Annotated in this window: 17 protein-coding genes; 4 read left to right on the top strand and 13 right to left on the bottom strand. The window is 68.2% G+C overall.

Features of this window, described 5'->3' with window-relative positions; all coding sequences use genetic code 11:
• Positions 1-17: 17 nt before the first annotated feature.
• From HLB44_RS26930 to HLB44_RS26870, 13 genes are all read right to left on the bottom strand, one after another.
• Positions 18-767: an arginyltransferase gene (locus tag HLB44_RS26930; RefSeq protein ID WP_173130205.1), complete on the bottom strand. Its 750-nt coding sequence runs from the start codon at positions 765-767 to the stop codon at positions 18-20.
• Entirely contained in the window at positions 764-1546 is a 783-nt protein-coding gene (gene aat / locus HLB44_RS26925; protein ID WP_173130202.1) for a leucyl/phenylalanyl-tRNA--protein transferase, read from the bottom strand. Before aat ends, HLB44_RS26930 begins: the two co-directional genes overlap by 4 nt.
• Before the next feature lie 447 nt (positions 1547-1993).
• Positions 1994-2734 (bottom strand): SDR family NAD(P)-dependent oxidoreductase, encoded by a 741-nt coding sequence (locus tag HLB44_RS26920; RefSeq protein WP_173130199.1) that lies wholly within the window; start codon positions 2732-2734, stop codon positions 1994-1996.
• On the bottom strand, positions 2731-3738 hold the full coding sequence (gene denD / locus HLB44_RS26915; protein ID WP_173130196.1) for a D-erythronate dehydrogenase: 1008 nt from the start codon (positions 3736-3738) through the stop codon (positions 2731-2733). The genes HLB44_RS26920 and denD overlap by 4 nt, the downstream gene beginning before the upstream one ends.
• A gap of 27 nt (positions 3739-3765) precedes the next feature.
• Positions 3766-4545: an FCD domain-containing protein gene (locus HLB44_RS26910; protein WP_173130193.1), complete on the bottom strand. Its 780-nt coding sequence runs from the start codon at positions 4543-4545 to the stop codon at positions 3766-3768.
• A gap of 11 nt (positions 4546-4556) precedes the next feature.
• On the bottom strand, positions 4557-4940 hold the full coding sequence (locus tag HLB44_RS26905) for a cupin domain-containing protein (RefSeq protein ID WP_173130189.1): 384 nt from the start codon (positions 4938-4940) through the stop codon (positions 4557-4559).
• Between the two features lie 8 nt (positions 4941-4948).
• Positions 4949-5719, bottom strand: coding sequence for a glucose 1-dehydrogenase (locus tag HLB44_RS26900; RefSeq protein ID WP_173130186.1), 771 nt, complete (start codon positions 5717-5719; stop codon positions 4949-4951).
• Positions 5716-6270: a gluconokinase gene (locus HLB44_RS26895; RefSeq protein ID WP_173131080.1), complete on the bottom strand. Its 555-nt coding sequence runs from the start codon at positions 6268-6270 to the stop codon at positions 5716-5718. The genes HLB44_RS26900 and HLB44_RS26895 overlap by 4 nt, the downstream gene beginning before the upstream one ends.
• Positions 6242-7318 carry an ABC transporter ATP-binding protein gene (locus tag HLB44_RS26890; RefSeq protein WP_173130183.1) on the bottom strand — a complete coding sequence of 359 codons (1077 nt, stop codon included), beginning with the start codon at positions 7316-7318 and terminating at the stop codon, positions 6242-6244. Before HLB44_RS26890 ends, HLB44_RS26895 begins: the two co-directional genes overlap by 29 nt.
• A gap of 12 nt (positions 7319-7330) precedes the next feature.
• On the bottom strand, positions 7331-8176 hold the full coding sequence (locus HLB44_RS26885; protein WP_173130180.1) for a carbohydrate ABC transporter permease: 846 nt from the start codon (positions 8174-8176) through the stop codon (positions 7331-7333).
• The gene (locus HLB44_RS26880) at positions 8173-9018 is read right to left on the bottom strand and encodes a carbohydrate ABC transporter permease (protein WP_425500873.1); all 846 of its coding nucleotides are present in this window, start codon (positions 9016-9018) and stop codon (positions 8173-8175) included. The genes HLB44_RS26885 and HLB44_RS26880 overlap by 4 nt, the downstream gene beginning before the upstream one ends.
• Positions 9019-9058: 40 nt before the next feature.
• The gene (locus HLB44_RS26875; RefSeq protein ID WP_173130174.1) at positions 9059-10435 is read right to left on the bottom strand and encodes an ABC transporter substrate-binding protein; all 1377 of its coding nucleotides are present in this window, start codon (positions 10433-10435) and stop codon (positions 9059-9061) included.
• Between the two features lie 91 nt (positions 10436-10526).
• Complete coding sequence (locus tag HLB44_RS26870; RefSeq protein WP_173130171.1) at positions 10527-11519, bottom strand: 2-hydroxyacid dehydrogenase; 993 nt, start codon at positions 11517-11519, stop codon at positions 10527-10529.
• Positions 11520-11572: 53 nt separating this feature from the next.
• Here HLB44_RS26870 and HLB44_RS26865 point away from each other — a divergent pair, with 53 nt between their 5' ends.
• Genes HLB44_RS26865 through HLB44_RS26850 form a run of 4 tightly spaced genes read left to right on the top strand, consistent with a single transcriptional unit; the run spans position 11573 to position 16069 of the window.
• Positions 11573-13309, top strand: a complete 1737-nt coding sequence (locus tag HLB44_RS26865) for an IlvD/Edd family dehydratase (protein WP_173130168.1) — start codon at positions 11573-11575, stop codon at positions 13307-13309.
• 12 nt (positions 13310-13321) lie between these two features.
• Positions 13322-14104: an SDR family oxidoreductase gene (locus HLB44_RS26860; RefSeq protein WP_173130165.1), complete on the top strand. Its 783-nt coding sequence runs from the start codon at positions 13322-13324 to the stop codon at positions 14102-14104.
• 5 nt (positions 14105-14109) lie between these two features.
• Complete coding sequence (locus tag HLB44_RS26855; protein ID WP_173130162.1) at positions 14110-15015, top strand: NAD(P)-dependent oxidoreductase; 906 nt, start codon at positions 14110-14112, stop codon at positions 15013-15015.
• 13 nt (positions 15016-15028) lie between these two features.
• On the top strand, positions 15029-16069 hold the full coding sequence (locus tag HLB44_RS26850) for an L-idonate 5-dehydrogenase (RefSeq protein ID WP_173130159.1): 1041 nt from the start codon (positions 15029-15031) through the stop codon (positions 16067-16069).
• The last annotated feature ends 2 nt before the right edge of the window (positions 16070-16071 follow it).

Genomic DNA, 16071 nt, shown 5'->3' with positions numbered 1-16071 from the left:
GGATTGTAGGGATGCTGCTAGGCGGGCTGCGGCGGCGACTGCCAATGGCCGTCGATCAGCACCTGGTGCGGCTGGAACTCGGCCTTGTAGTTCATCTTGATGCTCTCGGCGATCCAGTAGCCGAGGTAGACGTGCGGCAGCTTCAGCTGCCGGGTCTGCTCGATCTGCCACAGGATGCTGTAGGTGCCGAGGCTGCCCTTGTACTCGGGGTCGTAGAAGGTGTAGACGGCGGAGATGCCGTCGTTGAGCACGTCGACGATGGCCACCATGCGCAGCTCGCCGTTGCCGCTGCCGTCGGGCGTCGGCTCGCGGAATTCGACCAGCCGCGAGTTGACGCGGCTTTGCAGCAGGAACTGCGTGTACTGGTCGACGCTGTCGTGGTCCATGCCGCCGCCGGCGTGGCGGCCGGACTGGTAGCGCAGGTAGAGCTGGTAGTGCTCGGGCACGAAGCACAGGCGCAGCACGCGCGCCTTCAGGTGGCCGTGGCGTTTCCAGGTGCGGCGCTGGCTGCGGTTGGGCTCGAAGGCTGCCACCGGCACGCGCAGCGGCACGCAGGCGCGACAGGAATCGCAGTAGGGCCGGTAGGTGAACATGCCGCTGCGCCGGAAGCCGTTGGCCACCAGGCCGGAATACGCGTCGGCATGGATCAGGTGGCTCGGCGTCGCCACCTGCGAGCGCGCCAGCCGGTCCGGCAGGTAGCTGCAGGGGTAGGGCGCCGTCGCGTAGAACTGCAGCGACGAGAGCGGGAGTTCTTTCGGATGCGTCACGCCGTCTGGGAAGGGCTTCGGTCGGATGCGGGCGCGCCGATTCCCAGCTGCGCCCACAGCCCGGAATGATAGGCCCAGGTCGGCGGTGCCGGCGCGGCCAGCGCGTACGCCAAGTGGGCTTCAAACGCCGGACGTGGGATTTCCTGCGCACCAAACGAGGCCAGGTGCCGGGTGTGCTGCTGGCAATCGATCAGCCCGATGCCGTGCGCGCGGCAGAAGGCGACCAGCGCGGCGAGCGCGATCTTCGACGCATCGGTGCGGAAGGCGAACATCGATTCGCCATAGAACATGCGGCCGATGCCGACGCCGTAGAGCCCGCCGACCAGCTCGCCGCCGATCCAGGTCTCGACGCTGTGCACGCGGCCCAATGCATGCCAGGCGCCGTAGGCCTGCAGCAGCTCGGGCACGATCCAGGTGCCGTGCTGGCCCTCACGCGGCACGCTGGCGCAGGCCTGCATCACCGCGGCGAAGGCGCTGTCGATGCGGATCTCGCAGGCCGGGTCGCGGACGAAGCGGCGCAGCGTCTTGCGCAGCGAATGCGAGAGCCTGAAGTCGGCCACGTGCAGCACCATGCGCGGATCGGGGCTCCACCAGAGCACCGGCTGGCCCGGGCTGTACCAGGGGAAGACGCCGTGACGGTAGGCCTCCTCCAGCCGCGCCGGGGTGACGCGGCCGCCGGCGGCCAGCAGCCCCGGTGCCTCGCTGTCGGGTCCGAGCGCGCGGCGCGTCGGCGGCAGCGGCGTGTGGTCGTCGATCCAGAGCAGCGTCTGCGTGGACATCGTGCGGCCATTGTGGCGTCTTGCTGCGGCGGCCGGCGTGGCATGCGCACGGTATGAGCGGGACCGATGTCGGGACTTGAAGCGACGGTCTGCTCACGGCCCTGAGCGGTCGTTGCGATTGAAGACTCAGCGAGATCAGGCCGCCAGGGTGCCCTGTTGCGCTCGTGTCCCCCGGTCGCTCCGCTCCCTCCTCCTCTTACCTCGCTCCACAGGACACCCTGCCGTCCCGATCCGGCACGGCCCTGGAATTTACTCTTCGCGTGCCACCGCGGTGCCGTTGCCAAGGGCATGGGGTACCCGCTGCAGCGAGGTAAGAGGAGGAGGGAGCGGAGCGACCGGGGGACACGAGCGGCAGCGGGTACCCCGTGGCCTTGGCTCGCTCAGTCTCTGCATGCGGCGCCGAACGACCGCAACGGGCCGCGACTTGACGCTCGAATGGGTGGCGTCTCAGTACGTCGCCCGGCCGCCCGAGATATCGAACACCGACCCGGTCGAGAACGAGCAGTCGGCGCTGGCCAGCCAGGCGACGAGCGCAGCGATCTCCGCCGGCATCACGAAGCGGCCCATGGGGATCTTGCCGAGCATGTACTCGATGTGCTGCGGCGTCATCGAGTCGAAGATCGCCGTGCGCGCCGCGGCCGGCGCAACGGCGTTGACCAGCACGCCGCGCTGCGCGGTCTCCTTGGCCAGCGACTTGGTCAGCGCGATCAGCCCGGCCTTCGACGCGCTGTAGTGCGAGGCGTTCGGGTTGCCTTCCTTGCCTGCCACCGAGGCGATGTTGATGATGCGGCCGTAGCCCGCGTTCAGCATGCCCGGCACCAGCGCGCGGCAGGTCAGGTAGGGCGCGATCAGGTTGACCTCGATCACGCGGCGCCAGGTGGCGGGATCGAGCTCCCAGGTCGGCGCGTTGCCGCCGGTGATGCCGGCGTTGTTGACGAGGATGTCGACGCGGCCGGCGCGCGCCGCGGCATCGTTGACCGCGGCTTCGTCGCACAGTTCGACGACCGCGGTGTCGACCGGCCCCAACGCCGCCAGCGTCTCGCGCGCCGCGGCCAGCCGATCGGCATCCATGTCCCACAGCAGCACGCGGGCGCCCGACTGCAGCAGCCGTTCGGCGGTGGCGTAGCCGATGCCTTGCGCGCCGCCGGTGATCACCGCGACACGATCGCGCAGGTCGATCTGGTTCATGCGCCCCTTCCGGGCAGGCCGCGCAGCGCGGCGGCATCGCCGGCGTTGTCCTCGATGTAGGCGGCGATGACGTGCTCGAAGCTGGTCTCCGGGCGCAGCCCGAGCGCGGCCGCGCGCGCCGCGATCACGCCGGTGGGCCAGCCGTCGACGATGCGCACGATCGCCGGATCGGCTTCGAAGCGCACGCGGTCGCGCACCGCGCGGCCGGCCACCGCTTCGAGCGCGTCGAGCATCTGCTGCACGCTCACATTGAGCGCTGGCAGGTTCAGCGCCAGCCGGCTGCCCAGGTGTTCGCGGTCGGCTTCGAAGAGCGCGATCAGCCCCTCGACGGTGCGCCGCGGCGACGACAAGCCGTGCCGCACCGCCGGCGCGACCGGGCAGATCGATTCGACGCCGGCCAGCGGCTCGCGCACGATGCCGCTGAAGAACGACGACGCGGCGCCGTTGGGCCGGCCCGGCCGCACCGTGACGGTGGCCAGCCGCGCCGAGCGGCCGTCGATGAAGCCCTTGCGGCTGTAGTCGGCGATCAGGTATTCGCACATCAGCTTGTGCGTGCCGTAGGAGGTCTGCGGCACCGGCAGCGTGTCGTCGTTCACCTCCGGCGGTAGCGGGTGGCGGGCGTCGTTGCCGAAGACGGCGATCGTGCTGGAAAAGACCAGGCGCGGCGCGTTGCCGGCGGCGCGCAGCGCGTCGAGCAGCGCGCGCGTGGTGTCGAGGTTCGAGCGCAGGCCGAGCTCGAAGTCGCGCTCGCATTCGCCGCTGACCGCCGAGGCCAGGTGGAACACCGCGTCGAAGGGCTCGTCGCGCAGCGTGGCGCACTGGTCGAGCAGCGCGCCGACGCGTGTTTCGACGCGCGCATCGAGCGCCAGCGCCGGCGGCGGCGCGACCTGGTCGGCCAGCACCAGGCGCCGGATGGCGCGGCCGTCCAGCTCGCCGCGCCCGAGCAGCTCGCGCGCCAGCCGCGTGCCGACGAAGCCGGCGCCTCCGGTGATCAGCACATCCATGGATTGAAGCTCCGTGTCGTTCGGAAGTTAGCGGGTGATCGACGGCACGCGCGCCTTCAGCGGCGGGGCCGGCTGGCTCAACGAGGGCAGCTTGCGCCGCGACGCCAGCACCTGCTCGATGTCCTCGCGCGCACTGTCGATCAGCGTCAGGATGGCGCGCTCGGCGCGCGGCGGCGAGCGTGCGATGACGGCATCGAGCACCGCGCGATGCAGCGGCAGCGAGCTGGCAGGACCGTCGGGCCGGGAGGTCGAGATCTCGAAGCTGGTGCGCAGCAGCGCGCCGAGCGCCTTGCTCATCTGTACCAACATGCGGTTGTGGCAGGCGCGCAGCAGGCCCTGGTGGAAGCGCAGGTCGTGCGTGACGTAGTCGCCGCCCTGTTCGATCGCCGCCTTCATGCCGGCGAAGGCGACCTCGATCTCGCCGATGTCCTGGGCCGTGGCGCGCTCGGCGGCCAGCCGCACGGCTGCTGGCTCGACGACGCGGCGCAGCTCCTGCAGGTCGCGCAGGAACTCGCGCGTCAGGCCGATCTTCGATTGCCAGACGACGACGTCGGGGTCGAACCAGTTCCAGTGTTCCTCGGGCATCACGCGGGTGCCGAGTTTCGGCCCGGTCACCAGCAGCCCCTTGGCGACCAGCGACTTCACCGCTTCGCGCACGACGGTGCGGCTGATGCCGAGCTCCTCGCACAACATCGGCTCGGGCGGGATCGCCAGGCCCGGCGGATAACGGCCGGCGACGATGGCCTCGCCCAGCACGTCCAGCGTGTTGCCGTGGACGTTCTTGATGACGGGTAGGTGGGTGGCCACGTTTTGTCGATTCAGCCGCGTACAAAGGCAGTGATGAGCGGATCCGGGCCGACCTGGCGGCTCCAGTGCCCGTGCACGGCCGGATCGAAGGCCGCGCCGGCCGGCAGGACATCGGCCGAGTAGAAATGCTGGCCGGGCGAGAAGACCCGCGAGCTGCCGTCCTGCAGCCCGATCTCCATCTGCCCGCCGAGGATGAAGACCCATTGCGGGTTGTCGGTGCAATGAAATTCGCTGCGAAAGCCGACCGGGCTTTCGCGCAGCTGCAGGCCGCCCGAGGGCATCAGCGGCGACAGCCGTGCGGCCGGCTTGCCTTCGGTCAGGGGCACGGCTTCTTCACGGAAGCGGGCGCGGCCGTCGGTGTCGGTGAACAGGATGACTTTGCTGAAGGTCGTCAAGGAGGCTCCTAAAGTGTGGCGGTCACGCCGCCGTCCACATAGAGGATATGGCCGTTGACGAAGCGCGCCGCATCGCTGGCGAGGAACACGGCGGCCGGGGCCAGCTCGTCGACCTCGCCCCAGCGGCGGCACGGCGTGCGGTTGATCAGCCAGGCGCTGAACTGCGGGTCGTCGACGAGCTTGGCGTTCAGCTCGGTCTTGAAGTAGCCCGGACCCAGGCCGTTGACGGTGATGCCGTAGGGCCCGAGGTCGATCGCCATGCCCTTGGTCAGCATCTTCACCGCGCCCTTGGTCGCGGCATACGGCGCAATGCCGGGGCGGCCGAGCTCGCTCTGCACCGAGCAGATGTTGACGATGCGCCCGCGCCCGCGCGGCACCATGCGGCGTGCGACCGCCTGGCCGACGTGGAACATGCTGTCGACGTTGGTGCGCATCAGCGCCTCCCAGTCGGCCGGATCGTATTCGTGGAAGACGCCGCGGCGCTGCATGCCGGCGTTGTTGACCAGGATGTCGATCGGGCCGATCGTCGATTCGATGGTCTCGACGGCGGCATCGACGGCCGCGCGCTGCGTGACATCGAAGCCGTGGGCGTGCACCGTGTGGCCGGCGCGCCGCAGCTCGGTCGCCGCCGCGTCGAGCCGCGCCGCATCGCGGCCGTTCAGCACAATCGTCGCGCCGGCTTCGGCCAGGCCCCGCGCCACGGCGAAACCGATGCCCGCCGACGAGCCGGTGACCAGCGCCAGCCGCCCATCGAGCCGAAAAGTGGTCGCGTCGATCATGCGGCCGACCTCTTGAGCTGTGCCGCCAGTCCGACCAGCGCCTCCTGCAGGATGCGCGCCGGCGGCATGCGAATGTCGAGCACCAGCGCATCCTCGTCGGCACCGGGCACTTCCAGCGCCTGCAGCTGGCTCGGCAACAGCGAAGGTGGCATGTAGTGGCCGCTGCGGCCTTGCAGGCGCTCGGCCAGCAGCGGGGGGTCGCCGTGCAGGTGAACCAGCTTCAGACCTGGTGCGCGTTGGCGCAGGTCGTCGCGGTAGCGGCGCTTCAGGGCCGAGCAGGCAACGATCAGGCCGCGCCCGGCCGCATGCGCCGCACCCAGCCGCTCGCCGATCGCGGCCAGCCAGTCGCGCCGGTCGTGGTCGGTCAGCGGGATGCCCGCGGCCATGCGCTGCACGTTGGCCGGCGGATGCAGCTCGTCGCCCTCGACGAACTCGACGCCGAGCGTGCTCGCCAACTCACGCGCGATCGTCGACTTGCCGCAGCCGCTGACGCCCATCACGATGACCTGCAAGGTGTCCACATCACGCCAGCCGCTGCCCGCCGGCGCCATCGAAGACATGCGCCTTCGCGCCGTCGATCGCCAGATGCACCACATCGTCCGGCTGCGCCGTCGGCCGGCCATGCGTCACCAGCGTCAGCTTCTGTTCGTTGCCGTTCGAGCCGACCTGCAGCAGCAGCTCGGTCTCGGCGCCGGTCGGCTCGACGACGATCACCTTGGCCGGCACGCCGTGCGCGGCGAGTTCGATGTCACCCGGCCGCACGCCGTAGTGCACCGGCTGGCCGGCGCTGCCCGCGCGCAGCCCGTTGACCGGCCAGCGTGCGCCGAGCGCCTCGACGCCGCGGCCTTCGGCGTCGTCGATGAGCTTGCCGGGGAAGACGTTCATCGCCGGCGAGCCGATGAACTGCGCGACGAACAGGTTGCCGGGCCGGTCGAACAGCTCCAGCGGCGTGCCGATCTGCTCGACGATGCCGTCGTGCATCACGACGATGCGGTCGGCCATCGTCATCGCTTCGATCTGGTCGTGCGTGACATAGACAGTGGTCGTTTTCAGCCGCTGGTGCAGCGCCTTGATCTCGGCGCGCATCGCGACGCGCAGCTTGGCGTCGAGGTTCGACAGCGGCTCGTCGAACAGGAAGACCTTCGGGTCGCGCACGATCGCGCGGCCCATCGCGACACGCTGGCGCTGGCCGCCGGAGAGCTCGCGCGGATAGCGCTCGAGCAGCGCGTCCAGGTTCAGGATGCGCGCGGCGTTGTCGACGCGCTCGGCCGTCAGCTTCGCATCGGCGCGGCGCAGCCGCAGGCTGAAGCCCATGTTCTCGCGCACCGTCATGTGCGGGTAGAGCGCGTAGCTCTGGAAGACCATCGCGATGTCGCGGTCCTTCGATTCCAGCTCGTTGACGACCTTGCCGTCGATGACGATCTCGCCGCCGGTGATCTCCTCCAGCCCGGCGAGCATGCGCAGCAGCGTCGACTTGCCGCAGCCGGACGGACCGACCAGCACGACGAACTCGCCGTCGGCGATGTCGAAGCCCAGGCCATGGATCACGGCGACCTTGCCGTAGGCTTTCTGGATGTTGCGGAAGGAGACAGCGGCCATGTCGGATTTGGGTTAGGACTTGACGGCGCCTGCCGTGAGGCCGGACACCATGTAGCGCTTGAAGGCGTAGTAGATCGCGGCCGGTGGCAGCGCGTAGATCAGGCCGGTGGCCATCAGCAGCTCCCACGGCGAATCGTCGGCGGCCAGGAAGTTGCCCAGCGCGACCGCCAGGGTCAAATCGGTTTCATTCGACAGCAGCAGGAAGCCGTACAGGTACTCGTTCCACGCCAGCAGCAGCGCATAGGTGCCGACTGCCACCAGCGAGGGCACCATCAGCGGCACGTAGACCAGGCGGAACAGCTGCAGCGGCGTCGCGCCATCGATGCGCGCGGCTTCGTCGAGCTCCCAGGGCAGCTTGTCCGAGGCCTGCTTCAGCACCCAGATGCAGTACGGCGACGCGATCGTCACCATCGCCAGGATCAGCGACCAGCGGTTGTTCAGCAGGCCATAGTTGGCCATCGTCTTGTACATCGGCACCGCGAGGAAGGCGGCCGGGATGAAGTAGGTGAAGAGCGCCAGGTTCATCACCGTGCGGCCGCCGCGCACCTTCAGGCGGCTGATCGAGAACGCGGCCGTCGTGGCGATGAACAGCGTCAGGATGCCCACCGCGAAGGCGATGATCAGCGAATTGCCGAGCTGCTGCCAGAAGTGGTTCAGGTAGAAGTGCTGCTGCTGCAGCACGGTCTGGAAGTTCTGCAGCGTCGGGTCCTTCGGCCACAGCCGGCCGGACGTCGCGGAGTCGCGCTCGGAGATCGCGAACAGGAACAGGTGGTAGACCGGAACGATGGTCCACAGCAGGACCGGAATGCCGATCAGCAGCAGCCGGGTCTCGGCCCAGGCCCTCTTCGCGCTGATCATTTCGACAGCCTCTTCATCATCACGTAGACCAGCGGCAGGACCAGGGGCAGCGCGACGACGATCGAGGCCATCGCCAGCTCGATCTGGTCGAGCCGCAGGTAGCGGATGCCCAGCGTTGCCAGCACGTGCGTCAGGTCGGCCGGCCCGCCGCCGGTCAAGAGGTAGACCGAATTGAAATCACCCAGCGTCCAGATCATCGACAGGATCGTCGACGTGAAATACAGGCCGCGCATCGATGGCCAGGTGATGAAGCGGAACTTCTGCAGGCGCGTCGCACCGTCGACGCTGGCGGCTTCGTATTGCTCGGACGGAATCGCCAGCCGGCCGGCAATCAGGATCAGCGTCCAGAACGGCAGCGACTTCCAGATGTGCATCAGCATCGAGAAGCTCAGTGCCAGCGTCGGGTCGTTGAGCCAGTTGGGACCGTCGAGTCCGGTCAACCGGAAGATCGTCGAATTGATGACGCCCCATTCGGGGTTCAGCATGAAGCGCACCGACAGGATCGTCGGGATCGACGGCACCGCCCACGGCAGGATGAACAGCATCGACAGCGCGCGGATCCACCAGCGTTGCACCACGAAGAAGCCCGACAGCGCCAGCGCCAGCGCCATCTTCAGGTTGACCGCGATCACGACGAAAATCACCGTGTTGATCGCGGTGCGGAAGAAGATCGGGTCGTCGAAGAGCTTGGCATAACTCGCCGGATGGCGCGCCAGCCACAGCCCGTAGCCGACCGGATAGAGCACGAAGACCAGGAAGATCAGCAGGTAGGGCACGACCAGCGCGCGCCCCCACCAGGCCCAGGGACTGAGCGCCTTGCGGACGGCCGGCGCGGCCGGGATGGCGAGAACGTGGCTCACGCGAGTCGTCCGCTCGAGGGCTTCAGTTGGCGACGGCCTTGATGCGCGCGATCAGCTCGTCGGTGGCCTTGTCGACCGGCACCTTCTCGCTGAGGATGCGGTTCATCGCCTTGGCCCAGACGTTCTCGTTGTTCAGCACGGTGAACTTGTAGTTCTTCGTGAATTCGAACGGCGTCGTGCCGGCCATGAACTGGTTGTAGACCACCAGGCGATGCGGGTCGCTCTTCCAGAACGCGCTTTGCTGCGCCGCCTTCGTCACCGGGAACCAGCGGCCGAGCGAGCCTTCGACGTAGGGCGTCAGGTTGGCGTCGTCGAGCATGAAGGCGACGAACTGCTTGGCCATCGCCTTGTTCTTCGCATCCTTGAAGATCACGCCGGTCTTGACCGCGGCGCGGTAGGTCATCTTCGAGCCATCGGGCTTGTTCGGGAAGCCGGCGGTCGCGATCAGCTCGGTGTAGTTCTTCTTGGCGGCCGTGCGCTGCGCTTCGGTCAAGGTGCCATTGTTCGAATCATCGAGCCATTTCGCGGCGATCGAGATCGTCGCGTTGTGCGTCAGCATGATGGTCTTGTTGTGGAAGGCGACGTTGTTGTCGGGGTCCTTCCAGTTGGTGGCCGACGGCGGCGTGCAGCTCTTGTTGTAGACCTGCGTGTAGTCGGTCAGCGCATTGATCAGGCCCTGGCGCACGTTCGGGTCGTCGACCAGCACCTTGCCCGAATCGCTGACCAGCTTGACGTTGTACGCGTCCATGAAGGTCAGGAACGAATAGAACGAATCGCTCGAATCGACGCCCATCGGAAAGCCGGTCGCGAAGCCGCGGTTGCCGGTCTTCTGGCGGTAGGCGGGCTGCACCTTGTCGCACCAGAAGCTCCAGTAACCCTTCCAGTCCTTCGGGATGTCGCTTTCCTTGAACCCGGCATCGGCGAGCATGTCCTTCCAGTACTGGATGTGCATCGTCTGCTGCTTGATCGGGAAGGCGTAATAGGCCCGGCTCTGATTGGCGTTGTTGTAGAGGAAGGTCGTCGACAGCGCCGAGGGTTCGAACTTGGCGCGCATCGGATCGATGATGCTGGAGATGTCTTCCAGCTTGCCCTCGTAGGCCCACTTGGCGGTGACCTGGAAGTCGTAGACATCGCCATAGGCCACGTCCGGCGGATTGCCGGCATCGAGCGCAGCCACCGACTTCGGAATCATTTCCTGCGGCGCATACAGCGACAGCTCGATCTTGACCTTCGGGTACTTGGTCTCGAACTTCTTGATGGCCGCGAACAGCGCGTCGTCCTCGGCCTTGTAGAAGCCCTTGCCCCACCAGACGGTGAGTTTTTCCTGCGCGAAGGCCGGCATCGAGGCCAGCAAGCCCGCGCCGATCAGCGCGCCCGTGATCCAGATCTTCGGTTGCATGCGACTGTCTCCTTGCGTGTCGGGCCGTGCCCGCAGTGGTGTTATCGTATGATGATTGATCGATCGACTGTTCCGGACTTACCCGCACAGTTCATTGGCACTCGGGCACCGGCGTCAACAGCGCCGTGCCGGCGAAGTGCGCGCGCAGATTGCCGAACGCGAGGTCGGCCATCGCCTGGCGCGTCTGGCCGGTGGCGCTGCCGATGTGCGGCGCGAGCACGACGTGCGGCAGCGCCTTCAGCCGTTCCGGCACGTTCGGCTCGTTCTCGAACACGTCGAGCCCGGCGCCGGCGATGGTGCCGTTCTCCAGCGCGTCGATCAGCGCCGCCTCGTCGACCACCGAGCCGCGCGCGACGTTGACCAGGATGCCCTTCGGCCCCAAGGCCTGCAACACCGCGGCATCGATCATCTTGCGCGTGCCGGCGCCGCCCGGCGTGATGATGACGAGGAAATCGCTCTCGGCGGCGAGGCTGCGCGCATCGGGGAAATAACGGTAGGACAGCTCGGCCCGCGGCGTGCGCGCGGTGTAGGCGATCGGCATGCCGAAGGCGGCGGCGCGCTGCGCGATGGCCTGGCCGATGCGCCCGATGCCGACCAGCCCCAGCCGCGCGCCGGACATCTTGCGCGCCAGCGGCATCGCGCCGCGCTGCCAATCACCGCTGCGCACGTAGCGGTCGGCAGCGGGCAGTTGCCGCGCGGCGCTGAGCATCAGGCCGATCGCGAGGTCGGCGACATCGTCGTTCAGCACGTTCGGCGTGTGCGTGACCATCACGCCGCGCTCTTTCGCGGCGGCGACATCGATGCCGTCGTAACCGACGCCCATCACTGAAATGATTTGCAACGCCGGCAAGCGCTCGATCAGCGCGGCCGGCACCTTCGATTCGCCGCTGGCGGCAATGGCGCGAATGCGCGGCGCGGCGTCCGCCAGCGCCGCCGGATCGGTCTCGTGAAGACGGTCGTGCAGCATGTAGGCGGCTTCGAGCTGCGGCTTGAACAGCGGCGACAGCTTGGAGACCGCCAGCACCTCGGGCTTGTCCAAATGGCTCTCCTTCGGGTTGGACCTCAGTCCTCGGTCAATCGTCATACCATAATATGCCTGAGCACCAACACTGCCTCTCCGGGAAAGCCAGCAATCGCATGAGTTCGAAGCCTCGAAAGAAGCCCGAGGAGCTGCGCAGCCAGCAGTGGTTCGGCCGCCAGGATCGTGATGGTTTCGCGTACCGCAGCTGGGTCAAGGGGCGCGGCGTCCCGCACGACCAGTTCGATGGTCGGCCGGTGATCGGCATCTGCAATACCTTCAGCGAGCTGACGCCGTGCAACTCGCACTTCCGCACCTTGGCCGAGCAGGTCAAGATCGGCGTGCACGAGGCCGGTGGCTTCCCGCTCGAGTTCCCGGTGATGTCGCTCGGCGAGACGCTGCTGCGGCCGACCGCGATGCTGTATCGCAACCTGGCGAGCATGGACGTAGAGGAGAGCATCCGCGGCAATCCGATCGATGGCGTGGTGCTGCTGTTCGGCTGCGACAAGACGACGCCCGCGCTGCTGATGGGTGCCGCGAGCACCGGGCTGCCGACGATCGGCGTCTCCGGCGGGCCGATGCTCAACGGCCGCTGGCGCGGGCAGACGCTGGGCTCGGGCACGGGGGTCTGGCGCATGAGCGAAGAGGTGCGCGCGGGCACGCTGAAGCTGCAGGACTTCTTCGAGGCCGAGAGCTGCATGCACCGCAGCCACGGCCATTGCATGACGATGGGCACCGCCAGCACGATGGCCTGCATGGTCGAGGCGCTGGGCATCGGGCTGCCCGGCAATGCGGCTTACCCGGCGGTCGACGGCCGACGCAACGTGCTGGCGCGCGCGGCGGGCCGGCGCATCGTCGACATGGTGCATGAAGACCAGACGATCACGAAGGTCCTGACGCGTGAAGCCTTCGAGAACGCGATCCGCACGCTGGCTGCGATCGGCGGCAGCACCAATGCCGTGATCCACCTGATCGCGATCGCCGGCCGGCTCGGCGTACCACTGACCATCGACGACTTCGACCGCCTGGCGAGCGAGCTGCCGTGCCTGGTGAACCTGCAGCCCTCGGGTGAGTACCTGATGGAAGACTTCTGCTACGCGGGTGGACTGCCGGCGGTGATGAAGGCGATCGAGTCGGTGCTGCACCTGGACATCCCGACCGCCAGCGGGCACAGCGTCGGCGCGAACATCGCCGAGGCGCAGAACTACGATCCGAAGGTGATCAAGTCGATGGACGCGCCGTTCAAGGACAAGGCGGGCATAGCAGTCCTTCGCGGCAACCTCGCGCCGCGCGGGGCGGTGATCAAGCCCAGCGCCGCGACGCCCGAGTTGATGGTGCATACCGGCCGTGCCGTGGTCTTCGAGGATTCCGACGACTTCCACCGCCGCATCGACGACGAGAACCTCGACGTCGACGAGCACTGCGTGCTGGTGCTGAAGAACTGCGGCCCGAAGGGCTACCCCGGCATGGCCGAGGTCGGCAACATGCCGCTGCCGCCCAAAGTGTTGAGGAAAGGCATCACCGACATGGTGCGCATCAGCGATGCGCGCATGAGCGGCACCGCCTACGGCACGGTGGTGCTGCACACGGCCCCGGAAGCCGCCGCCGGCGGGCCGCTGGCGCTGGTCAAGAACGGCGACCTGATCACGCTGGATGTGCCCAAGCGCTCGCTGCACCTGCACGTGGATGACGCCGAGCTGGAACGTCGCCGCGCCGGCTGGCAGCCACCGACGCCGCCGTTGCAGAGCGGTTATTGGAAACTCTACGTCGACCACGTGCTGCAGGCAGACGAGGGCGCCGACCTCGACTTCCTGCGCGGCCAGCGTGGCGCCTTCGTTCCCAAGGACAACCATTAGGACCCCCGACGCATGAACAGCAGCACCGCTCCGCACAACCGCATCGCCCTCGTCACCGGCGCCGGCTCCGGCATCGGCCAGGCCTGCGCCACCGCCTTGTTGAACGACGGCTGGCGCGTGGTCTTCACCGGCCGACGGGTCGAGGCGCTGCAGGCGGCCATCGCCGCCGCCGGCGACCCGTTCGGTGACATCGGCGAGCGGGCCGTCGCCATCCGTGCCGATGTCGGCGACGAGGCCTCGGTTGCGGCGTTGTTCGAGCAGATCAAGACCCGTTTCGGCCGGCTCGACCTGCTGTTCAACAACGCTGGCATCTCGCTGCCGGTGGCCACGCCCGACGAGCTCGACGCCGCCACCTGGCGGCGTGCCGTCGACACCAACCTTAACGGCGCGTTCTTCTGCCTGTCGCAGGCCTTCAAGCTGATGCGCGCGCAGCGGCCGCAGGGTGGGCGCATCATCAACAACGGCTCGATCTCGGCACACGCGCCGCGGCCCGGCTCGATCGCCTACACGACGACCAAACACGCGATCACCGGGCTGACGAAAACCGCGTCGCTCGACGGCCGGCCCTTCGACATCGCGGTCGGGCAGATCGACATCGGCAACGTCGCCAGCGACATGACCACGCGCATGCTGCAGGGCGTGCCGCAGGCCGATGGCAGCGTGCGGCCCGAGCCGCGCATGGAGATGTCGGCGCTGACCGAGAGCTTCCTGACGATGGCCAGGCTGCCGCTGTCGGCCAACGTGATGTTCATGACCGTGATGGCAACCAAGATGCCCTTCGTCGGGCGGGGGTGACCGCTATGGATTCAGCCAGACGCATCGGATTGATCGGCGCATCGGGCCTGATGGGCCACGGCATCGCGAGGAACCTGCTCGGCAAGGGCCACGAGCTCGGTCTGACTGTGCACCGCAACACCGAGCGCGTCGCCGACCTGCTGGCCGCCGGCGCGTTGCAGCTGCCCGATGCGAAGGCGCTGGCGCAGCGCAGCGAGATCGTCCTGATCTGCGTCACCGGTTCGCCGCAGGTCGAGGCGGTGGTGCTCGGCGAGCTGGGTCTGCTGGCCGGTGCGAAGCGCGGCCTGGTGATCGTCGATTGCTCGACCAGCGAGCCCGAGTCGAGCGCGCGGCTGCGCGAGCGCTGCGCCGCGGCCGGCGTGGTCTTCGTCGATGCGCCGCTGTCGCGCACGCCGGTCGAGGCGGAAGCCGGCAAGCTCAACGTGATGGTCGGTGCCGACGAGGCGGTGTTCCAGGACCTCGAGCCGGTGCTGCGCTGCTTCGCCGAGAACGTCTTCCACGTCGGCGGGCCGGGCGCCGGGCACACGGTGAAGCTGCTGAACAACTTCATCGCGCAGGCCTTGTGCACGGCGGTCGCGGAAGCCTTCGCGGTCGGCCAGCGCGCCGGCATCGACCTGCACAAGCTGGTCGGGCTGGTGTCGGCCGGGCCGATCAACAACGGTCTGTTCCAGGCCATGGCCAAGACGCTGAACGGCGACCTGGCGGGCCTGAAGTTCGAGCTCGACAATGCCCGCAAGGACATCCGCTACTACACGCACCTGGCCGAGTCGCTGGCGATTCCGACGGTGGTCGGCGAGGCGGTGCACCAGTCGCTGACGCTGGCCAGCGCGCTGGGCCATGGCAAGAAGTTCGTGCCCTCGCTGGTCGAGGCGCAGGAGCAGTTGACCGGCGCGCGCATCGTGCCGCGCTGAGAGGGCGAGGAACATGGATAAACGATGGACGATGGCGTGCCTGATCCACGGCAAGCTGGACTTGCGCATGGAACAGGAAGAGGCGCCGCCGCTGAAACCCACCGACGTGCTGCTGCGGCTGGGCGCCGGTGGCATCTGCGGCTCGGACATGCACTACTTCGAGCATGGGCGGGTGGGTGCGTTCGAGATTCGGGAGCCGCTCGTACCGGGGCATGAAGCGTCGGGCATCGTCGTCGCGATCGGAAGCGAGGTCACCCGCGTGCAACCCGGTCAGAAGGTTGCCATCAACCCCTCCCACCCCTGTGGCCTGTGCGACTACTGCCGTGCCGGCCGCGGCAACCTCTGCCGCAAGATGTTCTTCCTCGGCAGCGCCAGCGTCTTCCCGCATGCGCAGGGCATGTTCCGCGAGCGCTTCGTGATGGGCGAGCGCCAGCTGACGCCGATCGACGAGCCCGGCATCACGCTCGGCGAGATCGCCTGCGCCGAGCCGCTGTCGATCGGGCTGCATGCGGTCAACCGCGCCGGACCGATGATCGGCGAGACGGTGCTGGTCACGGGCGCCGGCACCATCGGCGCGATGTGCGTGATGGCCGCGCGCCTGGCCGGCGCAGCGCAGGTGATCGTCTGCGACCTGAACGACCGCGCGCTCGGCATTGCGCGCCAGGTCGGCGCCGACCGGACCGTGCGCTCGGACCAGGTGCCAGCGTCCGAACTGAGCGACATCGCCGACGTGACGATCGAGGCCGCCGGCCACCCCGCTGCGCTCGCCACCTGCCTGGCGGCGACGCGCCGCGGCGGCCGCATCGTGCAGGTCGGCACCTTGCCGCCCGAGCTGCCGTTCCCGGCCAACAGCCTGATGCAGCGCGAGCTCGACTACCGCGGCTGCTTCCGCGCCCACCTGGAGTTCGACTGGGCCGTGCAGGCGATCCGCAGCCGGCGTGTCGACGTGCGGCCCCTGATCAGTGCGCAGCTGCCGCTGGCGCGTTCGCAGGAAGCGTTCGAACTGGCACTGGACCGCAGCCGCAGCACCAAGGTTCAACTGGTACTGGAATAGAC

Source organism: Pseudaquabacterium terrae (genome assembly GCF_013266755.1).
In the GTDB taxonomy this organism is placed as follows: Bacteria; Pseudomonadota; Gammaproteobacteria; order Burkholderiales; family Burkholderiaceae_C; genus Pseudaquabacterium; species Pseudaquabacterium terrae.
Note: the sequence above shows the minus strand (reverse complement) of the source record. Positions and strands in the feature narration are given on the sequence as shown.